Origin of the sequence: Amycolatopsis sp. NPDC098790, assembly GCF_044759945.1 — a bacterium.
In the GTDB taxonomy this organism is placed as follows: Bacteria; Actinomycetota; Actinomycetes; order Mycobacteriales; family Pseudonocardiaceae; genus Amycolatopsis.
The window spans coordinates 1,767,795-1,792,649 of record NZ_JBIWAI010000002.1; the positions used below are offsets into that span (position 1 = coordinate 1,767,795).

General features: G+C 71.0%; 20 protein-coding genes. 9 read left to right on the forward strand and 11 right to left on the reverse strand.

What is annotated here, in order from left to right; genetic code table 11:
• Nucleotides 1–13: 13 nt before the first annotated feature.
• On the reverse strand, nucleotides 14–1,645 hold the full coding sequence (locus tag ACIQWX_RS22015; RefSeq protein WP_400873875.1) for a tannase/feruloyl esterase family alpha/beta hydrolase: 1,632 nt from the start codon (nucleotides 1,643–1,645) through the stop codon (nucleotides 14–16).
• Between the two features lie 145 nt (nucleotides 1,646–1,790).
• Here ACIQWX_RS22015 and ACIQWX_RS22020 point away from each other — a divergent pair, with 145 nt between their 5' ends.
• Nucleotides 1,791–6,101 (forward strand): GH92 family glycosyl hydrolase, encoded by a 4,311-nt coding sequence (locus tag ACIQWX_RS22020; protein WP_400873878.1) that lies wholly within the window; start codon nucleotides 1,791–1,793, stop codon nucleotides 6,099–6,101.
• A gap of 57 nt (nucleotides 6,102–6,158) precedes the next feature.
• The gene (locus ACIQWX_RS22025) at nucleotides 6,159–6,575 is read left to right on the forward strand and encodes a YciI family protein (protein ID WP_400873881.1); all 417 of its coding nucleotides are present in this window, start codon (nucleotides 6,159–6,161) and stop codon (nucleotides 6,573–6,575) included.
• Between the two features lie 299 nt (nucleotides 6,576–6,874).
• Here the strand turns inward: ACIQWX_RS22025 and ACIQWX_RS22030 are convergent, their stop codons facing one another.
• A complete protein-coding gene (locus ACIQWX_RS22030; protein ID WP_400873885.1) occupies nucleotides 6,875–7,621 on the reverse strand; it encodes an alpha/beta fold hydrolase in 747 nt (248 codons plus the stop codon).
• 59 nt (nucleotides 7,622–7,680) lie between these two features.
• Between ACIQWX_RS22030 and ACIQWX_RS22035 the strand changes: the two genes are divergently transcribed.
• Nucleotides 7,681–10,803, forward strand: coding sequence for a GH92 family glycosyl hydrolase (locus tag ACIQWX_RS22035; RefSeq protein ID WP_400873888.1), 3,123 nt, complete (start codon nucleotides 7,681–7,683; stop codon nucleotides 10,801–10,803).
• On the forward strand, nucleotides 10,800–12,884 hold the full coding sequence (locus ACIQWX_RS22040) for an FUSC family protein (protein ID WP_400873891.1): 2,085 nt from the start codon (nucleotides 10,800–10,802) through the stop codon (nucleotides 12,882–12,884). The genes ACIQWX_RS22035 and ACIQWX_RS22040 overlap by 4 nt, the downstream gene beginning before the upstream one ends.
• Nucleotides 12,885–12,934: 50 nt before the next feature.
• Here ACIQWX_RS22040 and ACIQWX_RS22045 read toward each other — a convergent pair whose 3' ends face one another.
• From ACIQWX_RS22045 to ACIQWX_RS22060, 4 genes are all read right to left on the reverse strand, one after another.
• Complete coding sequence (locus ACIQWX_RS22045; protein WP_400875856.1) at nucleotides 12,935–13,564, reverse strand: DUF4360 domain-containing protein; 630 nt, start codon at nucleotides 13,562–13,564, stop codon at nucleotides 12,935–12,937.
• A gap of 242 nt (nucleotides 13,565–13,806) precedes the next feature.
• A complete protein-coding gene (locus ACIQWX_RS22050) occupies nucleotides 13,807–14,664 on the reverse strand; it encodes an LLM class F420-dependent oxidoreductase (RefSeq protein WP_400873894.1) in 858 nt (285 codons plus the stop codon).
• Between the two features lie 2 nt (nucleotides 14,665–14,666).
• Nucleotides 14,667–14,834, reverse strand: a complete 168-nt coding sequence (locus ACIQWX_RS22055; protein ID WP_400873897.1) for a hypothetical protein — start codon at nucleotides 14,832–14,834, stop codon at nucleotides 14,667–14,669.
• On the reverse strand, nucleotides 14,831–15,247 hold the full coding sequence (locus ACIQWX_RS22060; RefSeq protein ID WP_400873900.1) for a nuclear transport factor 2 family protein: 417 nt from the start codon (nucleotides 15,245–15,247) through the stop codon (nucleotides 14,831–14,833). The genes ACIQWX_RS22055 and ACIQWX_RS22060 overlap by 4 nt, the downstream gene beginning before the upstream one ends.
• Before the next feature lie 89 nt (nucleotides 15,248–15,336).
• On the opposite strand from ACIQWX_RS22060, the gene ACIQWX_RS22065 reads away from it, so the two are divergent.
• The 4 genes from ACIQWX_RS22065 (at nucleotide 15,337) to ACIQWX_RS22080 (ending at nucleotide 18,290) form a co-directional block, all read left to right on the forward strand.
• Nucleotides 15,337–15,768 carry a MarR family winged helix-turn-helix transcriptional regulator gene (locus ACIQWX_RS22065; RefSeq protein WP_400873903.1) on the forward strand — a complete coding sequence of 144 codons (432 nt, stop codon included), beginning with the start codon at nucleotides 15,337–15,339 and terminating at the stop codon, nucleotides 15,766–15,768.
• 103 nt (nucleotides 15,769–15,871) lie between these two features.
• Nucleotides 15,872–16,852 carry a malate dehydrogenase gene (locus ACIQWX_RS22070; RefSeq protein WP_400873906.1) on the forward strand — a complete coding sequence of 327 codons (981 nt, stop codon included), beginning with the start codon at nucleotides 15,872–15,874 and terminating at the stop codon, nucleotides 16,850–16,852.
• A gap of 121 nt (nucleotides 16,853–16,973) precedes the next feature.
• On the forward strand, nucleotides 16,974–17,564 hold the full coding sequence (locus ACIQWX_RS22075) for a ClpP family protease (protein WP_400873909.1): 591 nt from the start codon (nucleotides 16,974–16,976) through the stop codon (nucleotides 17,562–17,564).
• Nucleotides 17,565–17,633: 69 nt separating this feature from the next.
• On the forward strand, nucleotides 17,634–18,290 hold the full coding sequence (locus ACIQWX_RS22080; protein WP_400873912.1) for an SGNH/GDSL hydrolase family protein: 657 nt from the start codon (nucleotides 17,634–17,636) through the stop codon (nucleotides 18,288–18,290).
• Nucleotides 18,291–18,356: 66 nt separating this feature from the next.
• Here ACIQWX_RS22080 and ACIQWX_RS22085 read toward each other — a convergent pair whose 3' ends face one another.
• From ACIQWX_RS22085 to ACIQWX_RS22105, 5 genes are all read right to left on the reverse strand, one after another.
• Nucleotides 18,357–18,794 carry a DUF6294 family protein gene (locus ACIQWX_RS22085; protein WP_400873915.1) on the reverse strand — a complete coding sequence of 146 codons (438 nt, stop codon included), beginning with the start codon at nucleotides 18,792–18,794 and terminating at the stop codon, nucleotides 18,357–18,359.
• 193 nt (nucleotides 18,795–18,987) lie between these two features.
• Nucleotides 18,988–21,042, reverse strand: coding sequence for a M3 family metallopeptidase (locus tag ACIQWX_RS22090; RefSeq protein ID WP_400873918.1), 2,055 nt, complete (start codon nucleotides 21,040–21,042; stop codon nucleotides 18,988–18,990).
• Between the two features lie 93 nt (nucleotides 21,043–21,135).
• The gene (locus ACIQWX_RS22095) at nucleotides 21,136–21,843 is read right to left on the reverse strand and encodes a histidine phosphatase family protein (RefSeq protein WP_400873921.1); all 708 of its coding nucleotides are present in this window, start codon (nucleotides 21,841–21,843) and stop codon (nucleotides 21,136–21,138) included.
• Between the two features lie 24 nt (nucleotides 21,844–21,867).
• Complete coding sequence (locus ACIQWX_RS22100) at nucleotides 21,868–22,710, reverse strand: undecaprenyl-diphosphate phosphatase (protein WP_400873924.1); 843 nt, start codon at nucleotides 22,708–22,710, stop codon at nucleotides 21,868–21,870.
• 1 nt (nucleotide 22,711) lies between these two features.
• Nucleotides 22,712–23,749, reverse strand: a complete 1,038-nt coding sequence (locus ACIQWX_RS22105) for an LLM class F420-dependent oxidoreductase (RefSeq protein ID WP_400873926.1) — start codon at nucleotides 23,747–23,749, stop codon at nucleotides 22,712–22,714.
• 87 nt (nucleotides 23,750–23,836) lie between these two features.
• On the opposite strand from ACIQWX_RS22105, the gene ACIQWX_RS22110 reads away from it, so the two are divergent.
• Nucleotides 23,837–24,805 carry an aldo/keto reductase gene (locus ACIQWX_RS22110; RefSeq protein WP_400873929.1) on the forward strand — a complete coding sequence of 323 codons (969 nt, stop codon included), beginning with the start codon at nucleotides 23,837–23,839 and terminating at the stop codon, nucleotides 24,803–24,805.
• The last annotated feature ends 50 nt before the right edge of the window (nucleotides 24,806–24,855 follow it).

The following is a 24,855-nucleotide window of genomic DNA, read 5'->3' on the forward strand; positions in this document are numbered from 1 at the left end:
CCGCGTGACCGGTTTACCGCGCCACCGGTCCCGGAATCGCGTACAGCCGCTCGCCGGCCCAGTGGACGACGTCCCGGACCGGCGACGACGGCGGTGCCGGGCGGAAGTTGGCGGCGTCGTCGATGCTGCCGGTGCCGTCGTAGACCGCGCGCTGCGGGTAGGCGAACACCGGCCGCGTCCGCGTGACGTTGCCGGCGGCATCGCGGCCGGTCGCGGTCACCACGGTGGGCGTGGTGCCCCGTTCGACCCAGGCAACCAGCTGCTTGAGCGGGTCGAACTCGGTGAGCGTGGTGCCGCCGCCGCAGTGGTAGAGCGACGGGACCATGAACAGCCGGACCCAGTCCTGGGCGCGGCCGCCGGTGAGCCGCTGGTAGTAGTCGAGGGTGCCGGCCGGCGGGATGGCCTGGTCGGCGAAGCCGTGCCACAGCACGAGCTTTCCCCCGCGCTTGTGGAACGCCGACAGGTCGAGGCTCAGCGCGTTGTAGCGGACGCCGACCGGGGTGAGCCGGTCGAACTCGCGGCGGGTGAAGGCGAAGTCGTCGACCTTCGACGCCGGTGCGCCGATCGGGTAGCCGAGGTACTTGAGATAGTTGTCGGCGAGGCTGCGGGCGAAGGCGACGCCGCCGGTCTCGGGCACGCCGATGATCCACCCCGCCCAGGACAGCTCGGAGCCGGGTTCCTGCCCGCCGGGGTAGAGCAGCGCGCCGCGGGCGTCGGTGGGCGGCGAGTACAGCTTGCGCACGACGGCGACCTGCGCCCGGGTCAGGCAGGACGGCGTGTCGGCGCCGGCGCAGGTCAGCGTGGCCGGGTCGAAGCGGCAGGCACGCGGGTCGTCGAGCTGGCCGTCGGCGAGCCCGTCGAGGCGGTCGCAGGCGGCGAGCACGGCGGTGTGCAGCGCCGGCAGCTTGGCGGCGGTGAGGACCGGGCTGCCGTCCGCGGCGGTGTTCACCCGCGCGAGCCACGTCTGGTACTCCCCGAGCAGCGGACCCCAGTAGTTCGCGGGGGCGCCGGCGTCGATGCCGTCGAAGTCCGCCGGGTAGCGCTGGGCCAGCAGCAGGCCTTCGCGGCCGCCGTCGGAGCAGCCGCTGAAGTAGGACTTGCGCGGCGGGGAGCCGTAGAACGCCTGGATGATCGCCTTCGAGGCGCGCGAGACGACGTGGGGTGCGCGGAACTCGAAGTCGTTGCGCGCGGCCTGGTTGTCCGCGCCCCAGCTGCCGTCGTCGAAGACGGCGGGGGTCGTGCCGACGTGCCCGTCGTCGGTCGCGGCGACCGCGACGTCGCCTCCGTGGGGCAGGCCGCAGTCGGCGAACGCGGGCGGGGTGATCAGGCCGCAGAAGCCGCCGCAGCCGTACTGCAGGTAGCGGCCGGCGTAGGTCTTGGTGGGCAAGCGCAGCTCGAAGCGGACGGCCGGTTCGACGTAGCCCCGCACGCCGCAGTACTCGGGGTCGGTGGCGGTCGCGGCGACGACGGCCGCCGAGGTGACGTGCGTGGCGGCGCCCGGGAGGGCGAACCCGCGGACCAGGTCGCCGCAGGCGGTGATCGGCCGGACGGGGGACTCCGTCCCGGCGGTGGCGGCCACCGGCGCGAACCCGGCGGTGGCGAGTGTGAGTGTGATGGCGGCGGTGAAGATCCGGACTGTTCTCATCGGGGCCCTTCCCCTCGGTTGTCCAGTTCTGGCCAGGTTTGGCGACCGGTCTTGACATCGATGTCACCCGCGCGTTTCGCTCTCTGGGCGCCGCCGGTCCCCCGTCCGTCGGTCCCCAGTTCACCCTCCAGAGCTTGGAGCAATGATGCCCCGAAGCGCCAGACCGCCGGTCGCTTTCCTGGTGACCGCCGCCGTGGTCGCCGCCGGCCTGGTCGCCCTCCCCGCGACGGCGTCCGCCGCCGAAGAAGCCCTTCCCGCCGATTTCTCGTCCTCCTTCGAGCCCGGTGACGTCCAGCCGACGTGGACCGACACCGTCGACACCGACGCGGCGGGCAAGCCCCGCGCGTCCGGCATCAACGGCGCGAACGGCACCGCCATCCCGGGCGACATCCGCGGCAAGGTCACCGAGACCAGCGCGAGCAGCGAGAACACCGGTGGCGGCGAGGTCGTCTCGAACCTCGTCGACGGCACGACCGACACGAAGTGGCTGTCCTGGGACCCCACGGCGTGGGCGCAGATCACGCTGTCGGAGCCGACGTCGATCACGCACTACGCGCTGTCCTCGGCCAACGACTTCGACAACCGCGACCCGAAGGACTGGACGCTGCAGGGCTCGAACGACGCCCTCGTCTGGACCGACGTGGACAAGCAGGCCGACCAGGCGTTCACCGCCCGGTTCCAGCAGAAGGACTACACCCTGACGGCGCCGACCGCGGCGTACAAGTTCTTCCGCCTGAACGTCACCCGCAACAACGGCGGGCCGATCCTGCAGCTGTCGGAGCTGCTGCTGGCCAACGACGACCCGGCGCCGCCGCCGCTGCCGAACATGCGCAGCTTCGTCGACTCCGGCCCGACCAGCGGGTACACGAACAAGAACCGCGTCGGCTTCACCGGGCTCAAGGCGTTCCGCTACTCGGGCAGCCAGACCGCCGACGGGCACGGCTATTCCTACAACAAGGTCTTCGACGTCGACGTCCCGGTCGTGGCCTCGACCGAGCTGTCGTACGAGGTGCAGCCGCAGTTCATCACCGGTGACCTGAAGTACCAGAGCACCGACGTCGCGGTCGACCTGGTCTTCACCGACGGCACCCGGCTGCGCGACCTGGGCGCGACCGACCAGTACGGCTTCCCGCTGACGCCGGAGGGCCAGGGCGCGAGCAAGGTCCTCTACACCAACCAGTGGAACCTGGTGCGCTCGGCGATCGGGCAGGTGGCCAAGGGCAAGACGATCGACCGGATCCTGGTCGGCTACGACAACCCCGACGGCCCCGGCTCGCTGCAGGGCTGGCTGGACGACGTGAAGGTCTCCGCCACGCCGACGCCGCCGGCGAGCACCCGCCCGAGCGACAACGTGCTCACCACGCGGGGCACGATGGCCAACAGCACGTTCTCCCGCGGCAACAACTTCCCGGCCACGGCCGTGCCGCACGGGTTCAACTTCTGGACCCCGGTCACCGACGCCGGGTCGAGCAGCTGGCTGTACAACTACAGCACCCAGAACAACGCGCAGAACCTCCCGCAGCTGCAGGCGTTCAGCGTGAGCCACGAGCCGAGCCCGTGGATGGGTGACCGCGAGTCCTTCCAGGTGATGCCGTCCGCGGCCGCCGGCGTGCCGGACGCCAACCGCGACGCGCGGGCACTGGCGTTCAAGCACAGCGACGAGGTCGCGCGGGCGCACTACTACGGCGTCCAGTTCCAGAACGGGATCAAGACCGAGATCACGCCGACCGACCACGCGGCGATGATGAAGTTCTCCTTCCCGGGCGCGGACTCGAGCCTGATCTTCGACAGCGTCAACAACTCGGCCGGGCTGACCCTCGACCCGGCCACCCGCACGCTTTCGGGCTACACCGAGACCAACGTGTACGCCGGGGCGGGCCGGATGTTCGTCTACGCGACGTTCGACAAGCCGGTCACCGCGGGCGGCAAGCTCACCGGGCAGGGCCGCGACAACGTCACCGGCTACCTGCGCTTCGACGCCGGCGCCGACAAGACCGTGAACATGCGGATCGCGACGTCGCTGATCAGCCTCGACCAGGCGAAGAAGAACCTCGCGCAGGAGATCGCCCCGGCCGCGACCTTCGACACCGTGCGCGACGCCGCGCAGAAGGCGTGGGACGACCAGCTGAAGGTGATCGAGGTCGAGGGCGCGTCGAAGGACCAGCTCACGACGCTCTACTCGAACCTGTACCGGCTGTTCCTGTACCCGAACTCGGCGTTCGAGAACACCGGCACGACCGAGAAGCCGGTGTACAAGTACGCGAGCCCGGTGTCGCCGAAGGCGGGCCCGGACACCGCGACGCAGACCGGGGCGAAGATCGTCGACGGCCAGATCTACGTCAACAACGGGTTCTGGGACACCTACCGCACGACGTGGCCGGCGTACTCGCTGCTGACCCCGGACATGGCGGGCAAGATGATCGACGGCTTCGTCCAGCAGTACCGCGACGGCGGCTGGATCTCCCGGTGGTCGTCGCCGGGCTACGCCGACCTGATGACCGGCACCAGCGCCGACGTCGCCTTCGCCGACGCCTACCTCAAGGGCGTGAAGAACTTCGACGTCAAGTCGTTCTACGACGCGGCGCTGAAGGACGCGACGGTGACCCCGCCGAACAACGCGGTCGGCCGCAAGGGCATCGACGAGGGCATCTTCCTCGGCTACTCGCCGAACACCGCCGAGCACGGGTTCTCGTGGTCGATCGAGGGCTACGTCAACGACTTCGGCATCGCCAACCTGTCGAAGAAGCTCTACGACGAAGCTCCCGCGAGCGACCCGCGCAAGCAGGAGTACCTGGCCAACTACGAGTACTTCACCAGCCGGGCCCAGCAGTACGTGAACGTGTTCGACCCGAGCGTCGGGTTCTTCCAGGGCCGGGACGCCGCGGGCAAGTTCAGCCGCTCCCCGCAGGAGTACGACCCGCGGGTGTGGGGCATCGACTACACCGAGACCGACGGCTGGGGCATGGCGTTCTCCGTGCCGCAGGATGGTCAGGGCCTGGCCAACCTCTACGGCGGCAAGGCGGGCCTGGCGAAGAAGCTGGACGCGTTCTTCGCCGACCAGGAGACCGCGAACTTCCCGGGCTCCTACGGCGGCGTCATCCACGAGATGCGGGAGGCGCGGGACGTGCGGATGGGCCAGCTCGGCCACTCCAACCAGGCCTCGCACCACACGCTCTACATGTACGACTACGCCGGCCAGCCGTCGAAGACGCAGGCGAAGGTCCGCGAGGCGCTCTCGCGGCTCTACACCGGCAGCGAGATCGGGCAGGGCTACGCGGGCGACGAGGACAACGGCGAGCAGTCGGCCTGGTGGACCTTCAGCGCGCTGGGCTTCTACCCGCTGCAGATGGGCAGCCCGAACTACGCGATCGGGTCGCCGCTGTTCAAGAAGGCGACCATCCACCTGGCCGGCGGCAAGAACCTGGTGATCAACGCGCCGAAGAACAGCGCGAAGAACGTCTACGTCCAGGGTGTGAAGGTCAACGGCAAGGCGTACCCCTCGACGTCGCTGCCGCAGGACGTCATCGCCCGCGGCGGGGTCATCGACTTCGACATGGGCCCGAACCCCTCCACCTGGGGCACCGGCCCGAACGACGCACCGAAGTCGATCACCACGGGTGACGCGGCGCCGGCGCCGCTGCACGACGAGACCGGCGCGGGCAAGGGCACGCTGTCCACTTCGGACGGCTCGAACGCGGGTGCGCTGCTCGACAACACCTCGCGCACCCAGGCCGCCGTCACCGGGGCCGTGCAGTACCAGCTGAACAACACCGACGAGGCCGTCACGAGCTACACGCTGACGTCCCAGACCGGTGCGGGCGACCCGAAGAGCTGGACGCTGAAGGGCTCCTACGACGGCAAGACCTGGGCGGTGGCCGACCAGCAGAGCAACCAGGCGTTCACCTGGCGGCAGCAGACCCGCGCGTTCAAGGTGACCAACCCGGCGCACTACGCCTACTACAAGCTCGAAGTCACCGCGACCAGCACCGGCGCCCCGGCGCAGCTGGCCGAGTTCGAGCTGCTGGGCAAGCCGGACGCCGCCTGCACGCAGACGATCACCGGTGACCGCAAGGGCCCGCTCACGGTCTCCTCGGGCACGGTGTGCCTGCAGGACGCGACGGTGTCCGGCCCGGTGACGGTCGCTCCCGGCGCGTCGCTGGTGGTCCGCGGCGGATCGGTAAACGGCCCGCTGGCGGCGACCGGCGCCGCCCAGGTCGTGCTGAACCGCACGAAGATCGGCGGCCCGGTGGCGATCACCGGGACGACCGGGACGGTGTCGATCGAGCTGACCCAGGTGGGCGGCCCGGTCGCGCTGACGGCCAACCACGGGCCGGTGCTTACTGCGAGCACCGTGGGCGGCCCGCTGGCGTGTGCGTTGAACTCGCCGGTGCCGACGGACTACGACCTGCCGAACACCGTCCGCGGCCCGGCCGCCGGGCAGTGCGCGAAGATCTAGTCCGGTAGTGCTCCGGATGCCCTCCCCGCCGGGTTGCGGGGAGGGCATCCTCGCGTCATGGAGTTCTTCTGCTACCACCGGGACCGCCCGGGCTCGGCTGCCTTGCGCCGCGAGCTGCTGGAGGAGCACTGGTACTACATGGACCGGTTCCCGGGCATGATCGCGCGCGGCCCGACGTTCCAAGGCGCGCGGCCGACGGGCAGCGTGCACGTGCTCGACCTGCCGGACCCGGCGGCCGCGCGGGCGTTCGCGTTCTCGGAGCCCGGGTACCAGGCCGGTGTGTACCGGGACGTGCTGCTGCGCCGCTGGCGCAACGAGCTGGGCCGGACGATGTGGGAGTTCCCGGGCGGCCGGGACGGCGGGGACCGGTGGCTGGTGCTCGGGTTCGGGTCGGGCGGGCCGGTCGGGGTGACGGGGCCGCGGGACGAGCTGGTCGCGTGCGGACCGCTGCTGTCGGACGACGGCGAGGCGTAGCTGGGGACGGCGGTACTGCTGCGGGCGCCGGACGCGGACACGGCGCGGGCTGTGCTGACGCCGGGGAGGTATGCGGGGGTGGAAGTGCACCGCTGGCAGTTCGGCGGCCGCCCCGGCTGAGCGCCGGGCGCGGGTTGCCGTGGTGTGCGGTGGTCCGGCCGGCTGCTCGGCGCACTGGGGCCGCGGAGTCCCTCACTGCTTTCCGGGACTGGTGCGGCGGGTGTCGCGAATGACTCATGGGGGACCTCCGAAGTCCCCAATGAGTCATTCGCGACCTTTGGCTCGCGGGGCCCGGGTGGTCAGAAGCGCCGCAGCCGCGCCAGCGTTGTGCACAGCGCCGGGGCGAAGGCGTCCACCTCGGACTCGAACCCCCGATGACCGCCCGGGAACCGCGCGTACCGGCACGCCAGGTGCTCTGCCTGGATCCGGGCCGACCGTTCCAGGCACGTGTCGCGGCTGGCCTCGCCCGCCGCCGTCGTCACCGGGATTCCCGTGCGGCGTATCGCGTCGAGGTCCGGGGTGTGCAGGACCACCGCCGGGAATTCGCGGGCCAGGAACAGTTCCGCGGCCGCCCGGTCCGGGAACTCGGTCACGCTCAACCCCGCCAAGGCCAGCGCCGGCTCCAGGCCGAGCCGCTCGTGCGCCGCCCGGACCTCGCCGGCCAGCGCCAGCCACTTCGGCGCGTCCGGGAGCAGCGTGAGCGCCGGAGCTTCGTGGACCACCAGCTCGGTCACCGCGTCCGGGAGCTGCGCCGCCAGCTCGAACGCCACCGAGCCGCCGCCGCCCTGGCCGAACACTGCCGCCCTCGGGGCCACCGACTGGATGACCGCCGCCGCGTCGCGGGCTTGGCGGCCCAGGTCGAAGTCGGCGTCCGGGCCGCGGCGGTCGTAGGTGAGCACCGCGTACGACCCGGCGAGCCGCCGCGCCAGCTCCGCGTACCGGGCGCCGGAGCCGCCGCGGCCGGGGATCAGCAGCAGGAGCGGCCCTTCACCGCGCAGCTCGTAGCGCAGCTCGGCGCCCTCGTTCCGGACGGTGTGCGTGCTCACCGCGACCTCCTCCCCCGCGTCGAGCACACGCTACGCCGTTCGGCCGATACGGTGGGCGCATGTCCGACGCCGTGTTCTTCTCGTCCTTCGAAACCGGTGATCCGCAGCCGGCGGACGCCGCTCTGACGGTCGAGGGCGGCCCGGACCGCTCCCCCACGGCCAAGACCGGCGTCGGCTTCACCGGGGTCAAGGCCCTGCGCTACAGCGCGCGTCCCCGCAGCGTCCTGTTCGACCTCGACGCACTGGTCACCGAGCGCACCGAGCTGTCCTATGTGGTCTTCCCCCGCTCCGACGGCGACATCCCGGCCTACCACGCCACCCGCGTGAGCCTCGACGTCGAGTTCGCCGACGGCACCACCGCCGGGTTCGACCCGGTGGACGACAAGACGCTCTACGTCGACCAGTGGAACCTCGTGCGCCGCCCGCTCGGGGCGTTCGCCGGGCGCCGGATCGCCCGGATCGTGCTGCGCACCGACGCGCCAGGGGAGATCACCGGCTGGCTCGACGACGTCCGCGTCGCCGAACGGCCCGACCCGCCCCGCGACCCGGTCGACTGCGTCCGCACGACCCGCGGCACGCACTCCAGCGCGGACTTCTCCCGCGGCAACAACTTCCCGGCCACGGCGGTGCCGCACGGGTTCAACTTCTGGACCCCGGTCACCGACACCGGGGTCACCAACTGGCTCTACTCCTACCACCGCCACAACGACGAGCAGAACCGCCCGGCGCTGCAGGCCTTCGCGCTGTCGCACCAGCCGAGCCCGTGGATGGGCGACCGGCACACCTTCCACGTCATGCCCGGCACCGGCCCGGTCGAGCCCGACCGCCGCAAGCGCGCGCTGGCCTTCTCCCACGACGACGAAACCGACTCGCCCCACCACTACGGCGTCCGGTTCGCGAACGGCATGACCGCCGACCTCGCCCCGACGTCGCACGCGGCGATCCTGCGGTTCACCTTCCCGGACAAGCACGGCTGGCTGCTGTTCGACAACGTCCGCAACCGCGGCCGCCTCCGCCTGAACGCCGACACCGGCGTCATCTCCGGCTACACGACGGTCCGCAGCCGCCTGTCCGCCGGCGCGCGCCGGATGTTCGTCTACGGCGTGACCGACGCCCCGGCCACACGCGGCGCCAAGGTCCACTGGCCGCCGTGGCGGCGGGTGTCGGGCTACTTCGAGTTCGACGGTCCCGATGCGACGCTGCGGATCGCGACGTCGCTGATCAGCGTGGCCCAGGCCCAGCGCAACCTCGAGCTGGAGATCCCGGCCGGGACGACGTTCGAGCAGGTCCGCGACCAGGCGCGGGCGCGGTGGCAGGAGCAGCTGGGCCGGGTCGAGGTCGAAGGCGCGACCGAGGACCAGCGCACCACGCTGTACTCCAACCTCTACCGGCTGTTCCTCTACCCGAACGCCGCGCACGAGAACACCCCGAAGGGCATCCGGCACGCGAGCCCGGTGGTGCGGCGGCGGTGGCCGAGCACCCGGCGGCGCACCGGCGCGAAGGTCGTCGACGGCGAGCTGTACGTCAACAACGGCTTCTGGGACACCTACCGCACGACCTGGCCCGCGTATGCGCTGTTCACGCCGGAGCAGTGCGGGCGGATGGTCGACGGGTTCGTCCAGCAGTACCGCGAAGGCGGTTGGATCTCCCGCTGGTCTTCCCCCGGCTACGCGGACCTGATGACGGGCACCAGCTCGGACGTCGCGTTCGCCGACGCCTACCTCAAGGGCGTCCGCGGCTTCGACGTCGAAGCCGCCTACGACGCGGCCTTGAAGAACGCCACCGTCACCCCGCCGCGCCGCTCGGTCGGCCGCAAGGGCCTGGAGGAGTCGATCTTCCTCGGCTACACCCCGGTGTCCGTCCACGAAGGACTGTCCTGGGCACTCGAGGGGTGCATCAACGACTTCGGCCTCGCCAACCTCGCGGCGGAGCTTTCACGTGAAAGCTCCGGGGCCCGCGCCCGGAGGTACGCCGAAGAGGCCGCCTACTTCCGCGAGCGCGCCAAGCACTACGTCCACCACTTCGACCCGGAGATCGGCTTCTTCCAGGGCCGCCACCGCGACGGCCGCCGCAAGTTCGGTCCCGACGGCTACGACCCGGCCGCGTGGGGCGGCGACTTCGTCGAGACCAACGCCTGGAACACCGCCTTCACCGCGCCCCACGACGGTCCCGGTCTCGCCGCGCTGCACGGCGGCACCGCCGGCCTCGAAGCGAAGCTCGACGAGTTCTTCGCGACCCCGGAGACCGGCCGCCGCCCCGGCGCGTACGGCGGGCTCATCCACGAGATGACCGAGGCCCGCGACGTCCGCATGGGCCAGTACGGCCACTCCAACCAGCCCTCCCACCACATCCCGTACGTCTACAACCTCGCCGGCGCGCCCGCGAAGGCCCAGCGCGTCGTGCGTGAAGTGCTGCGACGGCTCTACCTAGGCAGCGAGATCGGCCAGGGCTACCCCGGCGACGAGGACAACGGCGAGATGTCCGCCTGGTGGGTGTTCAGCGCCCTCGGCTTCTACCCCCTCGCCGTCGGCAGCCCGCGCTACGCGATCGGGTCGCCGCTGTTCGAGAAGGCGACCGTGCACCTGGGCGAAGGCAGGGAGCTCGTCGTCCACGCCCCCGGCAACACCGACGAGACCGTCTACGTCCGCGGGCTCACGGTCGACGGCGAACCGCACGACACGACGACCATCGCCCACGCCACCCTCGCCGGCGGCGCCGAACTCGTCTTCGACCTCACGACCGAGCCCACCGGCTGGGGTGCCCCGCCGCCACCCGCCGACCACCCGGCCCCGATCTCCGACCTCACCGGCACCGCCACCAGCGAGGACGCCAAGAGCCTCGGCGCGCTCTTCGACGACACCACCCGCACCCAGGTCACCTTCTCGAGCGCCACGCCGTCGGTCACGTTCACCGTCACCGGCGAGCCCCGGGAAGTCACGATGTACACGCTCACCTCAGGCACCCGCCGCGGCGACCCCAGCGCGTGGGTCCTCGAAGGCTCCGCCGACGGCACCCACTGGACCACCCTGGACGAACGCACCGGCGAACTGTTCCGCTGGCGCCGCCAGACCCGTCCCTTCGCCCTCGCCGCCCCGGCGGCCTGCCCGCACTACCGGCTGCGGATCACCGCCACCCGCGGCGGCCGCGCCACCCTCGCCCAGTGGGAGCTGCTCGCCCGATGAACCACTTCCGCACCGCCGCGCTCGACCGGCTCGCGGCGGCCGACCCCGGACTGGTCCGGCTGCGCCTGGCCGGGTCCGCCGTGCTCGGCATCGTCCTGGCCGTGGCCGCGCTGCTGCCGACGCACGTCCCGCTCACCGTGATGCTGGTCGGCGCGATCGCCGCGATGATGACGGCGTTCACCGTCAACGACGCCACCCCCGGCGGCCAAGCTGTCACCCTGGTGCTGGCGTTCCTCACCGGGGCCGCGTCGATCACCGTCGCCAGCCTCGGCTCCGCGCTGCCGCCGCTGGACAGCGTCGTGTTCGTCCTGCTGATCTTCGTCGCGGTCTACGCCCAGCGCTTCGGCGCCCGCGGCACCGCGCTCGGGTCGATCGGGTTCTTCCTGTTCTTCTTCCCGATGTTCCTGCAGGCCCACCTCGCTCAAGTGCCGCAGCTGCTGATGGCGCTCGGCGTCGGCGTCCTCGCGAACGCCGTCGTCCGGTTCGTCCTGCTGCGCCACAACGCCGAAGCCGAGTTCCTGCGCGTGCGCCGCGCCTTCCGCGCCCGTCTCGCCGCGGTCGTCCGCGCCACCGAGGCCTACCTGGCGGTCAACGGCAGCGAGCGCACCCGCAAGCAGCTCCGCCACGCACTGGCCCGGCTCCACGAATGCGTCCTGCTCATCGAAGACGCCGCCCCCGACGTCGTCGACGCCCGCGCCGCCGACCGGCTGCGCCGCCGCGCCATCGAGGTCGAGCTCGCCGTCCAGTGGCTCGCCATCACCGTCCAGCGCACCTGCTCCGACGAGCTCGGCGCCGAAGTCCGCGACGACCTCATCGCCCGCCTCGCCCGCTTCCGCGCCCTGATGGAACGCGACCCGCGCGAGCTCCCGCTGATCAGCCAGACCGGCGAGTACAGCCGGATGCTCGTCGAAGGCAGCCGCATCGGCGAACACGCCGCACCCGGCGACGGCGTCCGCAAAGCACTGGCCGAGCTCGCCCTCGCCGACGACCGCGCCCAGCGCGCCGCCGCACCCGAGTCCACAGTGGACCCCCTCGACGACGAGGACGACGAGCCGACCCCGGCGTTCGCCTACGACAACCGCACCCGCAGCGCCATCCAGGCCGTCGTCGGCGGCGGGCTCGCCGTGCTCGGCGGCGAACTCGTCTCCCACCAGCGCTGGTACTGGGCCGTGCTCACCGTCTTCGTCGTGTTCATCGGCGCCTCCAGCGCCGGCGCCACCTTCGTCAAAGGCGTCCGCCGCCTCGGCGGCACCCTCATCGGCATCGTCGGCGGCGTCCTGCTCGCGCTCCTGGTCGGCGGCAACACCCCCGCCACGCTCTCGCTGATCCTGGTCTGCGTGTTCGGGATGGTCTACACCGCCCGCGTCTCCCAGGTCGTGATGGCCTTCTTCATCACCAGCATGCTCGGCCTGCTCTACAGCCTGCTCGGCACCTTCAGCCTCGCCGTGCTCTGGATCCGCGTCGCCGAAACCGCGGTCGGCGCCGCCGCCGGCATCCTCGCCGCCGTCGTCATCGTCCCGGTCCGCACCCGCTCGGTCATGCTCGACGACATCTGTTCGGTGCTCGACGAACTGGAGGAGTTCCTCCAGCACACCCGCGACCTGCTCGCCGGCGAAGAGAACGTCAACATCATCGAACTCTCCCGCGACCTCGACCGCGCCGTCGAACAGGTCCGCACCACCGTCGAACCGCTCACCCACCCGGTCAACCTCCGCAGCGCCCGCCGCGACTACGGCTGGCACGTCCTCACCACCCTCGAAACCATCGCCTTCCGCGCCCGCCACGTCGCCGCCCGCGCCCAGCCCGGCATGCTCGCCGGCCCCGACACCGACCGCCTGCGCCAGTTCACCGGACGGCTGCTGGCCAACATCGACGTCCTCCGCAAAGCACTCGACGCACCGGGTGGCCCCACACCCGGCACGCTCGTGCGCGACGACGGCACCCCCGTCTCCGACCGCGTCGACCAAGCCGAAACCCGCGCCGTCCTCTCCAGCCTCAGCCACCTCGACGAAGCACTCGTCTCCCTCGGCCGCGTCTTCGACCTCCAGGCCACCGACCCCCGCGCCCCCGCGAAGAAGTGACCACCGGGGGCGGCGCGCACCCGCGCCGCCCCCGGCTCACCGCGAACCGGTCACGGGCACTGCAGCCACGCGAAGTGGTACACCGTGGTGATGCTGCCGTCGGTCGAGTCCATCGTGACGTAGCTCGTCGTCTTCTTCGGATCCGACGTCCCGGCCGCGGCCCGCAATTCCGTGTTGATGTTCAAATTGCGTTCCTCGCCGCACGGCTTGAACACGATCGCACCGACCTCCGTCGAATCGGTGAAATGCCAGTCGTCTTCGAACGGACCCGTCAGCGGATGCTGGAGGTAAGCCGTCGGAGAATTACCCTGGAAATAGTAGTTGGCCCTTTCCAGCCCGGTCGCGCCGCGTTCCAGGTGCGCGAATCCGCGGTAGTCGGCCTGCGCGATTCCGTAGGTGAACCCCTGCGGCACGTGCACGCGCAGGCCGATCTGGCAGTTCTTCCGCGCGTCCAGCGGACCGGCACCGACCCCGACCAGCGCCGTGTAAGCGCTGTAGGTCACGGTGAACGCCGTGTTGTCCTGCGAAACCGCCACCGCGGACGTGTTCGGCGGACAGCCCGTGCCGATCGCGTTCACGACGTCGATGACGATTTTGTCCGGCGGCGGAGGAGTGTTCCACGAATGCGGGGCGACCACAGAGGACAGCGCCAAAACGGCAGCAACGACCGCAGAAAGCATCGGAATCCTTCCCAACACATTCCAATTCGGGACGGGGGCGCCGACCATGGTAGCGGGTGGATCATGGTCCGAAACCCCGCTGAACGGAGCAACACGCAGTAGCCGTCCCGCCACGCGGTATACCGATAATTTCGAGCCGCCATTTAGCGGACCACGAATGAAAAGGACCGGAAAACGATTTCGCGCCTCCGGACCGCCGCCCGCCGTCCGCGATCACCCCGCGACGTCCGGGCTTGATCGTTTCACCCCGCCTGCACCAAGCCCGCGACCCGCCCCAGCGTCGCGACCCCCGCCGCCGACCACGGCCCCGCCGTGATCACGACCGCGTGCTCGATCCCCCACTCCGCGAACTCCGCACACCGCCGCGAGAACGACTCCGCGGACTCACCCGGCGACAGGCGCGTGCTGATCGTCTTCTCGATCTCCCCGTACGGCCGCCCGGCCTCCTCGCAGTGTCGCGCGAGGACAGCCAGCTTGTGCCGCACGGTCTTCCCGCCGTCCGGGATGTCGAACACGTTGCACGCGTCGGCGTACCGCGCGACGAGCCGCAGCGTCTTGCGCTCACCCGCCCCGCCGATCAGCACCCGCGGGCGGCGCACCGGCCGCGGGTTCCCGATCGGACGGTCCAGGCGGTAGTGCCCGCCCTCGAACGCCGACGTGTCGCCGTCCCACATCCGCCGCGCCAGCCGGAGCGTTTCCTCCATCCGCTCGAAGCGCTCACCCACCGGCGGGAACGGCAGGCCCATCGCGCGCGCCTCGCCGTCGTGGTGCCCGGTGCCGATCCCGAACCGGGCCCGCCCGCCGGAAAGGACGTCGAGGGTCGTGACCGCCTTGACCAGCAGCGCCGGCGGCCGGAACGTCACCGCCGACACCATCGTCCCCAGCCCGATCCGGCTGGTGCGGGCGGCCAGGAACCCGAGCGTCGTGTACGCCTCCAGCATCGCCGAGTCCGGCGTGCTGTTCGGGTCGGCCTGCAGCAGGTGGTCGGGCACCCACAGCGTGTCGAGCCCGGCGTCCTCGGCGGCGACGGCGATGCCCGCCAGCTCTTCGGTCAGCTTGTCCGGCCACGAGAAGTCCGTGACCCCGATGCTCAGCCGCACGGCTACCCCCTCGTCAGCAGTTCCAGGTTGTGGCCGTCCGGGTCTTCGAAGCAGACGCCGCGGCCGCAGTTCATCGAGTTGAGCTCGCCGGCCCAGGATCCCGGCGAGGAACTCCGCCGACTTCTCCCGGTCCGGGCGCACACGATCGTGTGGTTCAGTTCGACGCTCATCGCCCGTCCCCTCCGGGAGCCGCTCCGGTGGCGAACGGCGGCGGGCCGCCGATCGGGCTGAGGTGGATACCGGCCAGGCGCCACCGGTCGTCCTCGTGGACCAACACGTGCGTGGCGCGGAAGCGGCCGTTCACCGGGTTGCCCTGGTGGGTCGCGAGCTGGTCGTGGACGCCGATCGCGACGGCCGTGCTGCCGAAGTCCCGGACCTCGACGTCGGTCCAGTTCAGCTTCTCGGTGACCAGCCCGCCGCCGGTGTAGCGCCCCAGCCACAGATCGCGGTCCAGCACGAAGCCGAGCGGGCCGACCAGGCGGAAGCCGTCGGCGACCAGACCGGCCAGCACCTCCGTGTCGCCGCGCTCCTCCGCGGCCGCCCACACCCGGCCGAACTCGTGGATCTCTTCCTCGGTGCTCATCGCGTTCCCCTTCCGGTTCGATGAGCACAACGTTAGAAGTCTAATGATTAGATGTCAAACGGTTAGACCTCTGCGGTATGGTCCAGCTCGTGCCAGCACCCACCACCGCCCCCATCGGCGTCGTCCTCGCCCGCACCGCCAAAACCGCGGGCCGCGCCTTCGACCAGGCCCTCGCCGCCGCCGGCGGCTCCCAACCCGTCTGGCAGATCCTCATCTCCCTCAAAACCCGGCCCGTCGCCAACCAGCGCGAACTCGCCGACGCCGTCGGCATCCAAGGCGCGACCCTCACCCACCACCTCAACGGCATGGAAACCGCGGGCCTCGTCACCCGCCGCCGCGACCCCGAGAACCGCCGTGTCCACCTGGTCACGCTGACCCCCGAAGGCGAACAGCTCTTCCTGAGGCTCGCCTCCGCCGCCATCGCCCACGACGAACGCATGCGAAAAGGCCTCACCGACACCGAGATCACCCAGCTCGCCGACCTCCTCACCCGCCTGGCCGCCAACGTCACCGACAGCTGAAAAGCGATCCTCACAACAGTGACTGGACGCACCCGACCAGCGACGCCGAGGAGGGATAGGCTCCACACCACTAGCCAAAGTCGTCTCAAGCTGGAGTACCGCAATGACCCAAGCCCCTGTCAACGTGACCGTCACCGGCGCCGCCGGCCAGATCGGCTACGCGCTGCTCTTCCGCATCGCTTCCGGTCAGCTCCTCGGCCAGGACGTCCCGGTGAAGCTGCGGCTCCTCGAGATCCCGCAGGCGGTCAAGGCGGCCGAGGGCACCGCCATGGAACTCGACGACGGCGCGTTCCCCCTCCTCTCGGGCATCGACATCTTCGACGACCCCAAGCAGGCCTTCTCGGGCACCAACATCGCCCTCCTCGTCGGCGCCCGCCCCCGCAGCAAGGGCATGGAGCGCGGCGACCTCCTCGAAGCCAACGGCGGCATCTTCAAGCCACAGGGCGAAGCCATCAACGCCGGCGCCGCCGACGACGTCAAGGTCCTCGTCGTCGGCAACCCCGCCAACACCAACGCCCTCATCGCCCGCTCGCACGCCCCCGACGTGCCCGCCGACCGCTTCACCGCGATGACCCGCCTCGACCACAACCGCGCCCTCGCCCAGCTCTCCAAGAAGCTCGGCGTCCCGGTCACCGAGATCAAGAAGCTCGCCATCTGGGGCAACCACTCCGCCACCCAGTACCCCTCGGTCCAGCACGCCGAAGTCGCCGGCAAGGCCGTCGACGTCGACCAGGCCTGGCTCGAAAGCGACTTCATCCCCACCGTCGCCAAGCGCGGCGCCGCCATCATCGAAGCCCGCGGCCTCTCCTCCGCCGCCTCGGCCGCCTCCGCCGCCATCGACCACGTCCACACCTGGGTCAACGGCACCCCCGCCGGCGACTGGACCTCCGCCGCCGTCGTCTCCGACGGCTCCTACGGCGTCCCCGAAGGCATCATCTCGTCCTTCCCCGTCACCGCCAAGAACGGCAAGTACGAGATCGTCCAGGGCCTCGAGATCGACGACTTCTCCCGCGCCCGCATCGACGCCTCCGTCGCCGAACTCGTCGAGGAACGCGACACCGTGCAGAAGCTCGGCCTCATCTGAGCCTCCCCACGACCAGGGCCGCCGTCCACACCGGACGGCGGCCCTTTCGCGTCCGGCGAACACCGCACGCTCACAGCGAAACCCCGCTCCGCGAACCGATCACCGGCCCTACCGTCGGGCCATGACCCTTCTCGCCGCACCCGAAATGCAGGCACCCGGCACCGCACCCGAAGACTCGGTCTACCAACAGCTCCTGCGCGACCGCATCGTCTTCCTCGGCTCCGAAGTCAACGACGACGTCGCCAACCGCCTCATCGCCCAGCTCCTCCTGCTCGCCGCCGACGACCCGGCGAAGGACATCACCTTCTACATCAACTCCCCCGGCGGCTCCGTCACCGCCGGCATGGCCATCTACGACACCATGCAGCTCGTCAAACCCGACGTCGCCACCTACGGCCTCGGCTTCGTCGCCTCCATGGGCCAGTTCCTGCTCTCCTCCGGCACCCCCGGAAAGCGCTACCTCCTGCCCAACACCCGCATCGTCATGCACCAGCCCTCGGCCGGCATCAGCGGCGCCGCCACCGACATCGCCATCCAGGCCGAAGTCTTCGGCAAGATGAAACGCCGCATCGCCGAAATCACCGCCCGCCAGACCGGCCAAAGCGTCGAACGCATCACCACCGACGCCGACCGCGACCGCTGGTTCGACGCCGACGAAGCCCTTTCCTACGGCTTCGTCGACCACATCGTCGCCGGCGACCAGACCACCTGACACGCCACTGGCGGGGGATGCCAGCGCCGTGTGCGTCCCCCGCCAGCCGCCACCGCCACGCTCGACCGCATGACGATCACCTTGAAACCCCACAGCACCGTGCTCTTCGCCGGCGACTCCATCACCACCCTCTGGCGACCCGAAGGCGAAGACCGCTGCGGCTACCCCCTGCTCGTCGCCGGCGAATGGAGCTTCCGCCACCCCGGCCGCCCCATCACCTGGATCGACACCGCCGACGCCGGCCACACCGTGACCGACCTCCAAGCCCGCTGGCGAACCGACGTCCTCGACGCCCACCCCGACGTGGTCTCGATCCTCGTCGGCGTCAACGACAACGGACGGCACACCTTCGACCCGAGCCGCCGCGAAATCTCCGCGGACGAGTTCGCGGCGGGCTACGGCCGCCTGCTCGCACCCCTCGCCGAAGCCGGCACGGAGCTGATCCTCATCGAGCCGTTCCTCCTGCCGGTCGAAGGCGTCACCGAAGCCGGCGACATCCGCCTCGACGCCGACGTGCGCCGGGACTGGCGAGCCGGCCTCGACCCGAAGATCCAGGCCGTGCGGCACCTCGCGGCCGAGTACGGCACCCACCTGATCACCGCCGACCGCATGTTCGCCGAACTCTCCGCGGAAACCGGCCCGGAACACTGGTCCGAAGACGGCGTGCACCCGACCCCGGCCGGTCACTGCGCCCTCGCGGAAGCCTGGCTGCGGCTGGTCGCCTAGCCGTACCCGGGTTTCTCCGCACTAGCCCCGATGCCGCGAGGGCATCGGGGCTAGCGACCGCGACGATCAGCAGTGATTCGTCAACCGCATGCTGTGGATCCGGTCGAACCACGCCGGGTCGAACGACCCCGCGTCGAACCACCACGTCCACGTGTTCTTCACCGTGCCCCGCACGAACTTCGGGTCACCCCCGTGCGTGATCGGGCCCAGCACGATCCCGCTCGTGTCCGTGGCGACCGGCCACATCAGCCACGCGTCGCCGCTGTCGCTGCTGACGATGGCCGCCTCGAAGGACGCGCTGCCGTTCCGGTTCAGCGTCCACTTGGCCTGGTCCATCGTGCAGTCGCCGGCGGTGATGCGGCCCCAGGTGAACCAGCAGGAACCGGCCCCGGTGCACGTCGCCTCCGCCGTCTGCGTGCCGGCCGAAGCCGGAACGACGAACAGGCTGCTCATCGCCAGGACGAACAAGGCCACGATGACCGACACCCGACGTGATCCGTTCATCGAATCTCCCTCCCCGAGAGTTGTCGAAGCACCCAAGTTAGCTCCGCGCCGGTCTCCGGGAGGGTCACCGACGTGCGGTTTCGGGGGAAGCCGGTCCCGTCCGTCTCAGCGGTTTTTCGGGCGGATGAAACGACTGCGGGCGTGGTTTTTCCAAACCAGGCCCGCAGTATAGGTCGTTATACAGCTGGAGGAGTCAGACTCCGGTGAGCCCGCGGCGGGCCAGCAGCGGCTCGATCTCGGGGTCGCGGCCGCGGAAGGCCCGGAAGGCGTCCATCGGGTCGATGCTGCCGCCGCGGCCGAGCAGGGTCCGGCGGAAGTGGTCGCCGTTCTCGCGGGTCAGTCCCCCGCTCTCGCGGAACCACTGGACGGTGTCGGCGTCGAGGACTTCGCTCCAGATGTAGGAGTAGTAGCCCGCGCTGTAGCCGCCGCTGAACACGTGGGCGAAGTAGGTCGTGCGGTAGCGCGGCGGGATGGCCTCGACCGCGACGCCCGCCTTGACGAGCGCGTCGGTCTCGAACCGCTGCACCTCCTCCACGCGGTCGTCGACGCCGAGGCGGTGCCAGGCCTGGTCGAGCAGCGACGCCGCCAGGTACTCGGTGGTGGCGAAGCCTTCGCCGTACTGCTGGGCGGCGAGGAGCTTGTCGACCTGCTCCTGCGGCAGGGCCTCCCCCGTCTCGTGGTGCTTGGCGTAGTTGGCCAGCACCTCCGGCCACAGCATCCACATCTCGTTGACCTGGGACGGGTATTCGACGAAGTCGCGGGGCACGTTGGTGCCGGAGAACGTCGGGTAGCGGACCGCCGAGACGAGGGCGTGCAGCGCGTGGCCGAACTCGTGGAACGCGGTGACGACCTCGTCGAAGGTGAGCAGGGTCGGCTCCCCCGCCGGCGGCTTGCCGACGTTGAGGACGTTGACCACGACCGTCTTGCGGCCGAGCAGCTCGGACTGGTCGACGAACGTGTTCATCCACGCGCCGCCGCGCTTGGCGTCGCGGGTGTAGAGGTCGAGCAGGTATAGCCCGAGCGGCGTGCCGTCGGCGTCGAACACCTCGAAGGTCCGGACCTCCGGGTGGTACTTCGGCAGGTCGGTCCGCTCGGTGAAGGTGAGGCCGTAGAGCTTGGTGGCGGCGAAGAAGACGCCGTCGAGGTAGACGCGGTCGGCCTCGAAGTACGGGCGCAGCGCCTCGGTGTCGACGTCGAAGCGCTCGCGGCGGACCTGGGCGGCGTAGTACGGCCAGTCCGACGGCCGCAGCGTCGCGCCGGGGACGTCGGCTTCCAGCAGCTGCTGCAGTTCCGCGCCTTCGGTGCGGGCGTTCGCGACGGCGGCGGGCGCGAGCCGCTCCAGGAGGCCGGCCGCGGCCTCGGCGGTCTTCGCCGTCTCGTCGGCGATGACGTACGCCGCGTGGTTCGGGTAGCCGAGCAGCGCGGCCCGTTCCGCCCGCAGGTGCGCGATTTCGGCGACGAGAGAGTTGTTGTCGAACTCGTTGCCGCGGTTGCCCCGCGCCATCGACGCGGCGTGGATCCGCGCGCGGACGTCGCGGTCGCTCAGGGTTTCCAGCGGCGACGCCTGGCTCGTCGGCAGCGTCAGGGGGATGACGTACTTGCCGTCCTCGCCGCGGGCGGAGGCCGCCTCGGCCGCGGTGGCGATCGCCCCCTCGCCGAAGCCGGCCAGCTCGGCTCGGTCTTCGATGACGACGGCCAGGTCGTTAGTGTCCTTGAGCAGGTTCTGCTGGAACTTCGTCTGCAGCGTGGACAGCTGCGCGTTCAGCTCGCGCAGGCGGGCCTGCTCGGCCTCGCCCAGTCCGGCGCCCGCGCGGCTGAAGTCGAGGTGCCGTCGTTCGAGCAGCCGCCGCGACTCCCCGTCGAGGCCCAGTTCGTCCCGCTTCGCGTGCAGCGCGTCGATGCGGGCGAACAGCTTGGGGTTCAGGTGGATCGCGTCGTGGTGGGCGGCCAGCTTCGGCGCGAACTCCGCCTGGATGGCCTGGATCTCGTCGGTGCTGTTGGAGCCGGAGAGGTTGTAGAACACGCTCGCGACGCGGCTGAGCAGCTCGCCGGCGCGCTCGAGGGGGACGATGGTGTTCTCGAACGTCGGCTCGGCGTCCTGCGCCGCGATCTGCTCGATCTCCGCCGCGTGCTCGGCCAGCCCGGCCTCGAACGCGGGCCGGTAGTGCTCGTCGGCGATCCGGTCGAAGGGCGGCAGGGCGTAGGGCAGCTCGCTGGGTGCGGCGAACGGGTTCTCCGGCGAAATCATCGGGGCAGGCTCCTGTGGGGGTGCAACACTCGGTCCCGCCACCCTACGTGGTCCACCGCCATCGATGTCAGCGCTTTCCGGAGGTGGCCAAGCTCACCGCCCGGTGGTACCGCCCACGACGGCGTCGCTGCTCGAAGCGCCCTTTTTGCCCCGCTTCGGCTTCGGTTCCGGCGGCACGATCCCCCGGAGGTCGCCGCCGTGGTCGTTGACCCGCATGACGAACGGCCGCGTCTCGGTGTAGCGCACGACGGAGACGGACGCCGGGTCGACGACGATCCGCTGGAACGCGTCGAGGTGCTGGCCGAGCGCGTCGGCGAGGATGGACTTGATCACGTCGCCGTGGCTGCACAGGAGCCAGACGGCGTGGTCGCCGTGCTCGGCGGCGATCCGCCGGTCGTGCGCGCGGACGGCGGCCACCGACCGCGCCTGCATCGCCGCGAGCCCTTCGCCGCCGGGGAAGACCGCGGCCGAGGCGTGCGCCTGCACGACCCGCCAGAGCGGTTCCTTCGCCAGGTGCTTGAGCTCCTTGCCGGTCCAGTCGCCGTAGTCCACTTCGGACAGCCCGGGCTCGACGACCTTGTCCAGACCACGAGCCGCGGCGAGCGGGCCGACGGTCTGCTTGCACCGCAGCATGGGCGAGACGACGAGCCCCGAGAGGGGCACGCCGTCCAGCCGTTCGACGAGCTTCTCCGCCTGGGCGCGGCCGGTGTCGTCGAGGCTGACCTTCGGGGAGCGCCCGGCGAGGATGCCGGAACCGTTGGCCGTCGACTTGCCGTGCCGGAGCAGAATGACCGTACTCACAGGCCCCACCCTACGTGCACACGATCAGTGGCTGACCGGGCCCGCGTTCGGATCCAGCACGCCGGTGAAGATCAGCACGAACAGCAGCACGCCGAGCACGAGCCGGTAGATCACGAACGGCACGAAGCTGCGCTTCTTGATGTAGGACATGAGCCACGCGATCACCGCGTAGCCGACGCCGAACGCGACCAGCGTCGCCAGGATCGTCGGGCCCCACTGGGCCGGCACCCCGCCCTCGCCGATGTCCTTCAGCTTGTACACACCCGAACCGAACACCGCGGGCAGCGCCAGCAGGAACGAGTACTCAGCCGCCTCCGCGCGGGTGTAGCCCAGCAGCAGGCCCGCGCTGGTCGTGCCGCCCGAGCGGGAGACGCCCGGGATCAGCGCCAGCGCCTGGGCGAAGCCGAACCCGAGGCCGTGCGGCACGGTCAGGTGGTCCAGCGTCCGCTCCTGCTTCCCGACGCGGTCGGCGTAGAGCAGGATCAGGCCGAACACGATGAGCACGGTGGCGGTGATCCGCAGGTCGCGGAACGCGCTGTCGATCTGGTCCTGCAGCAGCAGGCCGAGCACGACGATCGGCAGCGAGCCGACGATGATCAGCCAGCCGAGGCGGGCGTCCGGGTCGCGGCGCCACTCCGGCTTGGTGATCGAGAAGAACCAGGCCTGCAGGATGCGGCCGATCTTCTTGCCGAAGTAGATGATCACCGCCAGCTCGGTGCCGATCTGGGTGACGGCGGTGAACGCCGCGCCCGGGTCGTCCCAGCCGACGAGCGCCGCGACGATCCGCAGGTGCGCGCTCGAGGAGATCGGGAGGAACTCGGTCAGGCCCTGGACCAGGCCCAGGACCAGTGCTTCGAACCAGCCCACGTCAGGCCACCCCCGCCAGCTCGAGCGCCTCGACGGCGGTGGTCAGCGCGCCTGCCGGGTCGGGGGTGAACGGCGACACCGACAGGGTCGTCACGCCGGCCTCGGCGAATTCGGTCATCTTCTCCGCGATCCGTTCCTTCGGGCCCAGCAGCGACGTCGCGTCGAGGAACTCCAGCGGCACCGCCGCCATCGCCCCGGCGCGGTCGCCGTCCAGGTACTTCTCCTGCACTTCGGCGGCTTCGGCCGCGAAGCCCATCCGAGTGGCCAACTGGTTGTAGAAGTTCTTTTCCTTGCTGCCCATCCCGCCGAGGTAGAGCGCCGCGTACCCGCGCACGGCGTCCGCGCACGCCTTCCAGTCGTCGCCCGGGACGAGCGGGACGGTCGGGACGATGTCGAAGCCGTCGAGCGAGCGGCCGGCCCGCTCGGCACCGGCCCGCAGCTGCGCCAGCTGCTCCCCCGCGTGCGCCGGCGAGAAGAACACCGGCAGCCAGCCGTCGGCGATCTCGCCGGTCAGCTCCAGGTTCTTCGGGCCGATCGCGGCCAGGTAGAGCGGGATGTGCTTGCGCGCGGGCCGGACGGTCAGCCGCAGCGCCTTGCCGGGGCCGTCCGGCAGCGGCAGCGTGAAGTGCTCGCCCTCGAACTTCAGCCGCTCACGCCGCAGCGCCGAGCGCACGATCGAGGCGTACTCGCGGGTGCGGCCGAGCGGCGAGGCGAACCGCACGCCGTGCCAGCCCTCGGACACCTGCGGGCCGGAGACGCCGAGGCCGAGCCGGAACCGGCCGCCCGAAAGCGTGTCAAGCGTCGCGGCGGTCATCGCGGTCATCGCCGGGGTCCGGGCCGGGATCTGCAGCACGGCGGCGCCGACGTCGATCCGTGAGGTCTGCGCCGCGATCCAGGTCAGCACGGTCACGGCGTCCGAGCCGTACGCCTCCGCCGCCCACACGACGGCGTAGCCCAGTTCGTCCGCTTGTTTCGCCAGGGCCAGGTTCGCGGGGTCGTTCCCCGCTCCCCAGTAGCCGAGATTCAGTCCGAGTCGCACGGGGCCAGACCCTAACGGGGGCCCTTGTGGGCGACACGACTCACCTTGGTCTCCTCCGGAAGGGGGAGCCCACTAGGCTCGGCGGTCGTGGAAAAGCGACTGCTCGGCCGCTCGGGACTGCGCGTCTCGCGGATGGCGCTCGGCACCATGACCTGGGGTGGCGACACCGACGCGGAAGAGGCCGCCAGCCAGCTGGTCGCCTTCGTGGACGCCGGCGGCACCCTGGTGGACACGGCCGACATCTACGGCGAGGGCGAGAGCGAGCGGGTGCTCGGCTCGCTTCTCGGCGACCTCGTGCCCCGCGACGACGTCGTCCTCGCCACCAAGGCGGTCGCCCGGCGCACCGACGGCCCGTTCGGTGGTGGCGCCTCCCGCGGCGCCCTGCTCAGCGCCCTCGACGGCTCGCTCAAGCGGCTCGGCACCGACCACATCGACCTCTGGCAGCTGCACGCTTGGGACACCTGCGTGCCGATCGCCGAAACCCTCGCCGCCCTCGAGTACGCCGTGACCAGCGGCAAGGCCCGCTACGTCGGCGTCTCGAACTACGCCGGCTGGCAGCTCGCCACGGCCGCCGCCGGCGCCGCCGCGGTCGCCCCGATCGTCTCCACCCAGGTCGAGTACTCGCTGCTGGAGCGCGGGGTGGACCGCGAGGTCGTCCCCGCCGCCGAGCACCACGGCATCGGGCTGCTGCCCTGGGCGCCGCTGGGCCGCGGGGTGCTGACCGGCAAGTACCGCACCGGCACGCCCGCGGACTCCCGCGGCGCGAACAGCGCGTACGCCGGTTACGTCGAGCACCACCGCACCGACCGGGCCGCCCGGATCGTGCAGGCGGTCGCCACCGCGGCCGACGGGCTCGGCACGTCGCCGCTGGCCGTGGCGCTGGCCTGGGTCCGCGACCGGCCCGGCGTGGTCGCCCCGGTCGTGGGCGCGCGCGACACCGGCCAGCTCACCGGCTCGCTGACGGCGGAGGACATCACCCTCCCGCCCGCGATCCGCTCGGCGCTCGACGACGTGAGCGCCATCGAGGCCGGCTACCCGGAGCGCTGGCCGCATTAGGTGTCTGTTGGGTGACATGCGCGTGACGGCAAGACGATCGTGGAGGATGC

Coding starts and splice junctions, on each gene's coding strand:
- ACIQWX_RS22045 (WP_400875856.1), bottom strand. CDS start 13,564: ATGCTTTCTGCGGTCGTTGCTGCCGTTTTGGCGCTGTCCTCTGTGGTC.
- ACIQWX_RS22070 (WP_400873906.1), top strand. CDS start 15,872: ATGACCCAAGCCCCTGTCAACGTGACCGTCACCGGCGCCGCCGGCCAG.
- ACIQWX_RS22055 (WP_400873897.1), bottom strand. CDS start 14,834: ATGAGCGTCGAACTGAACCACACGATCGTGTGCGCCCGGACCGGGAGA.
- ACIQWX_RS22025 (WP_400873881.1), top strand. CDS start 6,159: ATGGAGTTCTTCTGCTACCACCGGGACCGCCCGGGCTCGGCTGCCTTG.
- ACIQWX_RS22040 (WP_400873891.1), top strand. CDS start 10,800: ATGAACCACTTCCGCACCGCCGCGCTCGACCGGCTCGCGGCGGCCGAC.
- ACIQWX_RS22080 (WP_400873912.1), top strand. CDS start 17,634: ATGACGATCACCTTGAAACCCCACAGCACCGTGCTCTTCGCCGGCGAC.
- ACIQWX_RS22020 (WP_400873878.1), top strand. CDS start 1,791: ATGCCCCGAAGCGCCAGACCGCCGGTCGCTTTCCTGGTGACCGCCGCC.
- ACIQWX_RS22085 (WP_400873915.1), bottom strand. CDS start 18,794: ATGAACGGATCACGTCGGGTGTCGGTCATCGTGGCCTTGTTCGTCCTG.
- ACIQWX_RS22060 (WP_400873900.1), bottom strand. CDS start 15,247: ATGAGCACCGAGGAAGAGATCCACGAGTTCGGCCGGGTGTGGGCGGCC.
- ACIQWX_RS22075 (WP_400873909.1), top strand. CDS start 16,974: ATGACCCTTCTCGCCGCACCCGAAATGCAGGCACCCGGCACCGCACCC.
- ACIQWX_RS22035 (WP_400873888.1), top strand. CDS start 7,681: ATGTCCGACGCCGTGTTCTTCTCGTCCTTCGAAACCGGTGATCCGCAG.
- ACIQWX_RS22015 (WP_400873875.1), bottom strand. CDS start 1,645: ATGAGAACAGTCCGGATCTTCACCGCCGCCATCACACTCACACTCGCC.
- ACIQWX_RS22090 (WP_400873918.1), bottom strand. CDS start 21,042: ATGATTTCGCCGGAGAACCCGTTCGCCGCACCCAGCGAGCTGCCCTAC.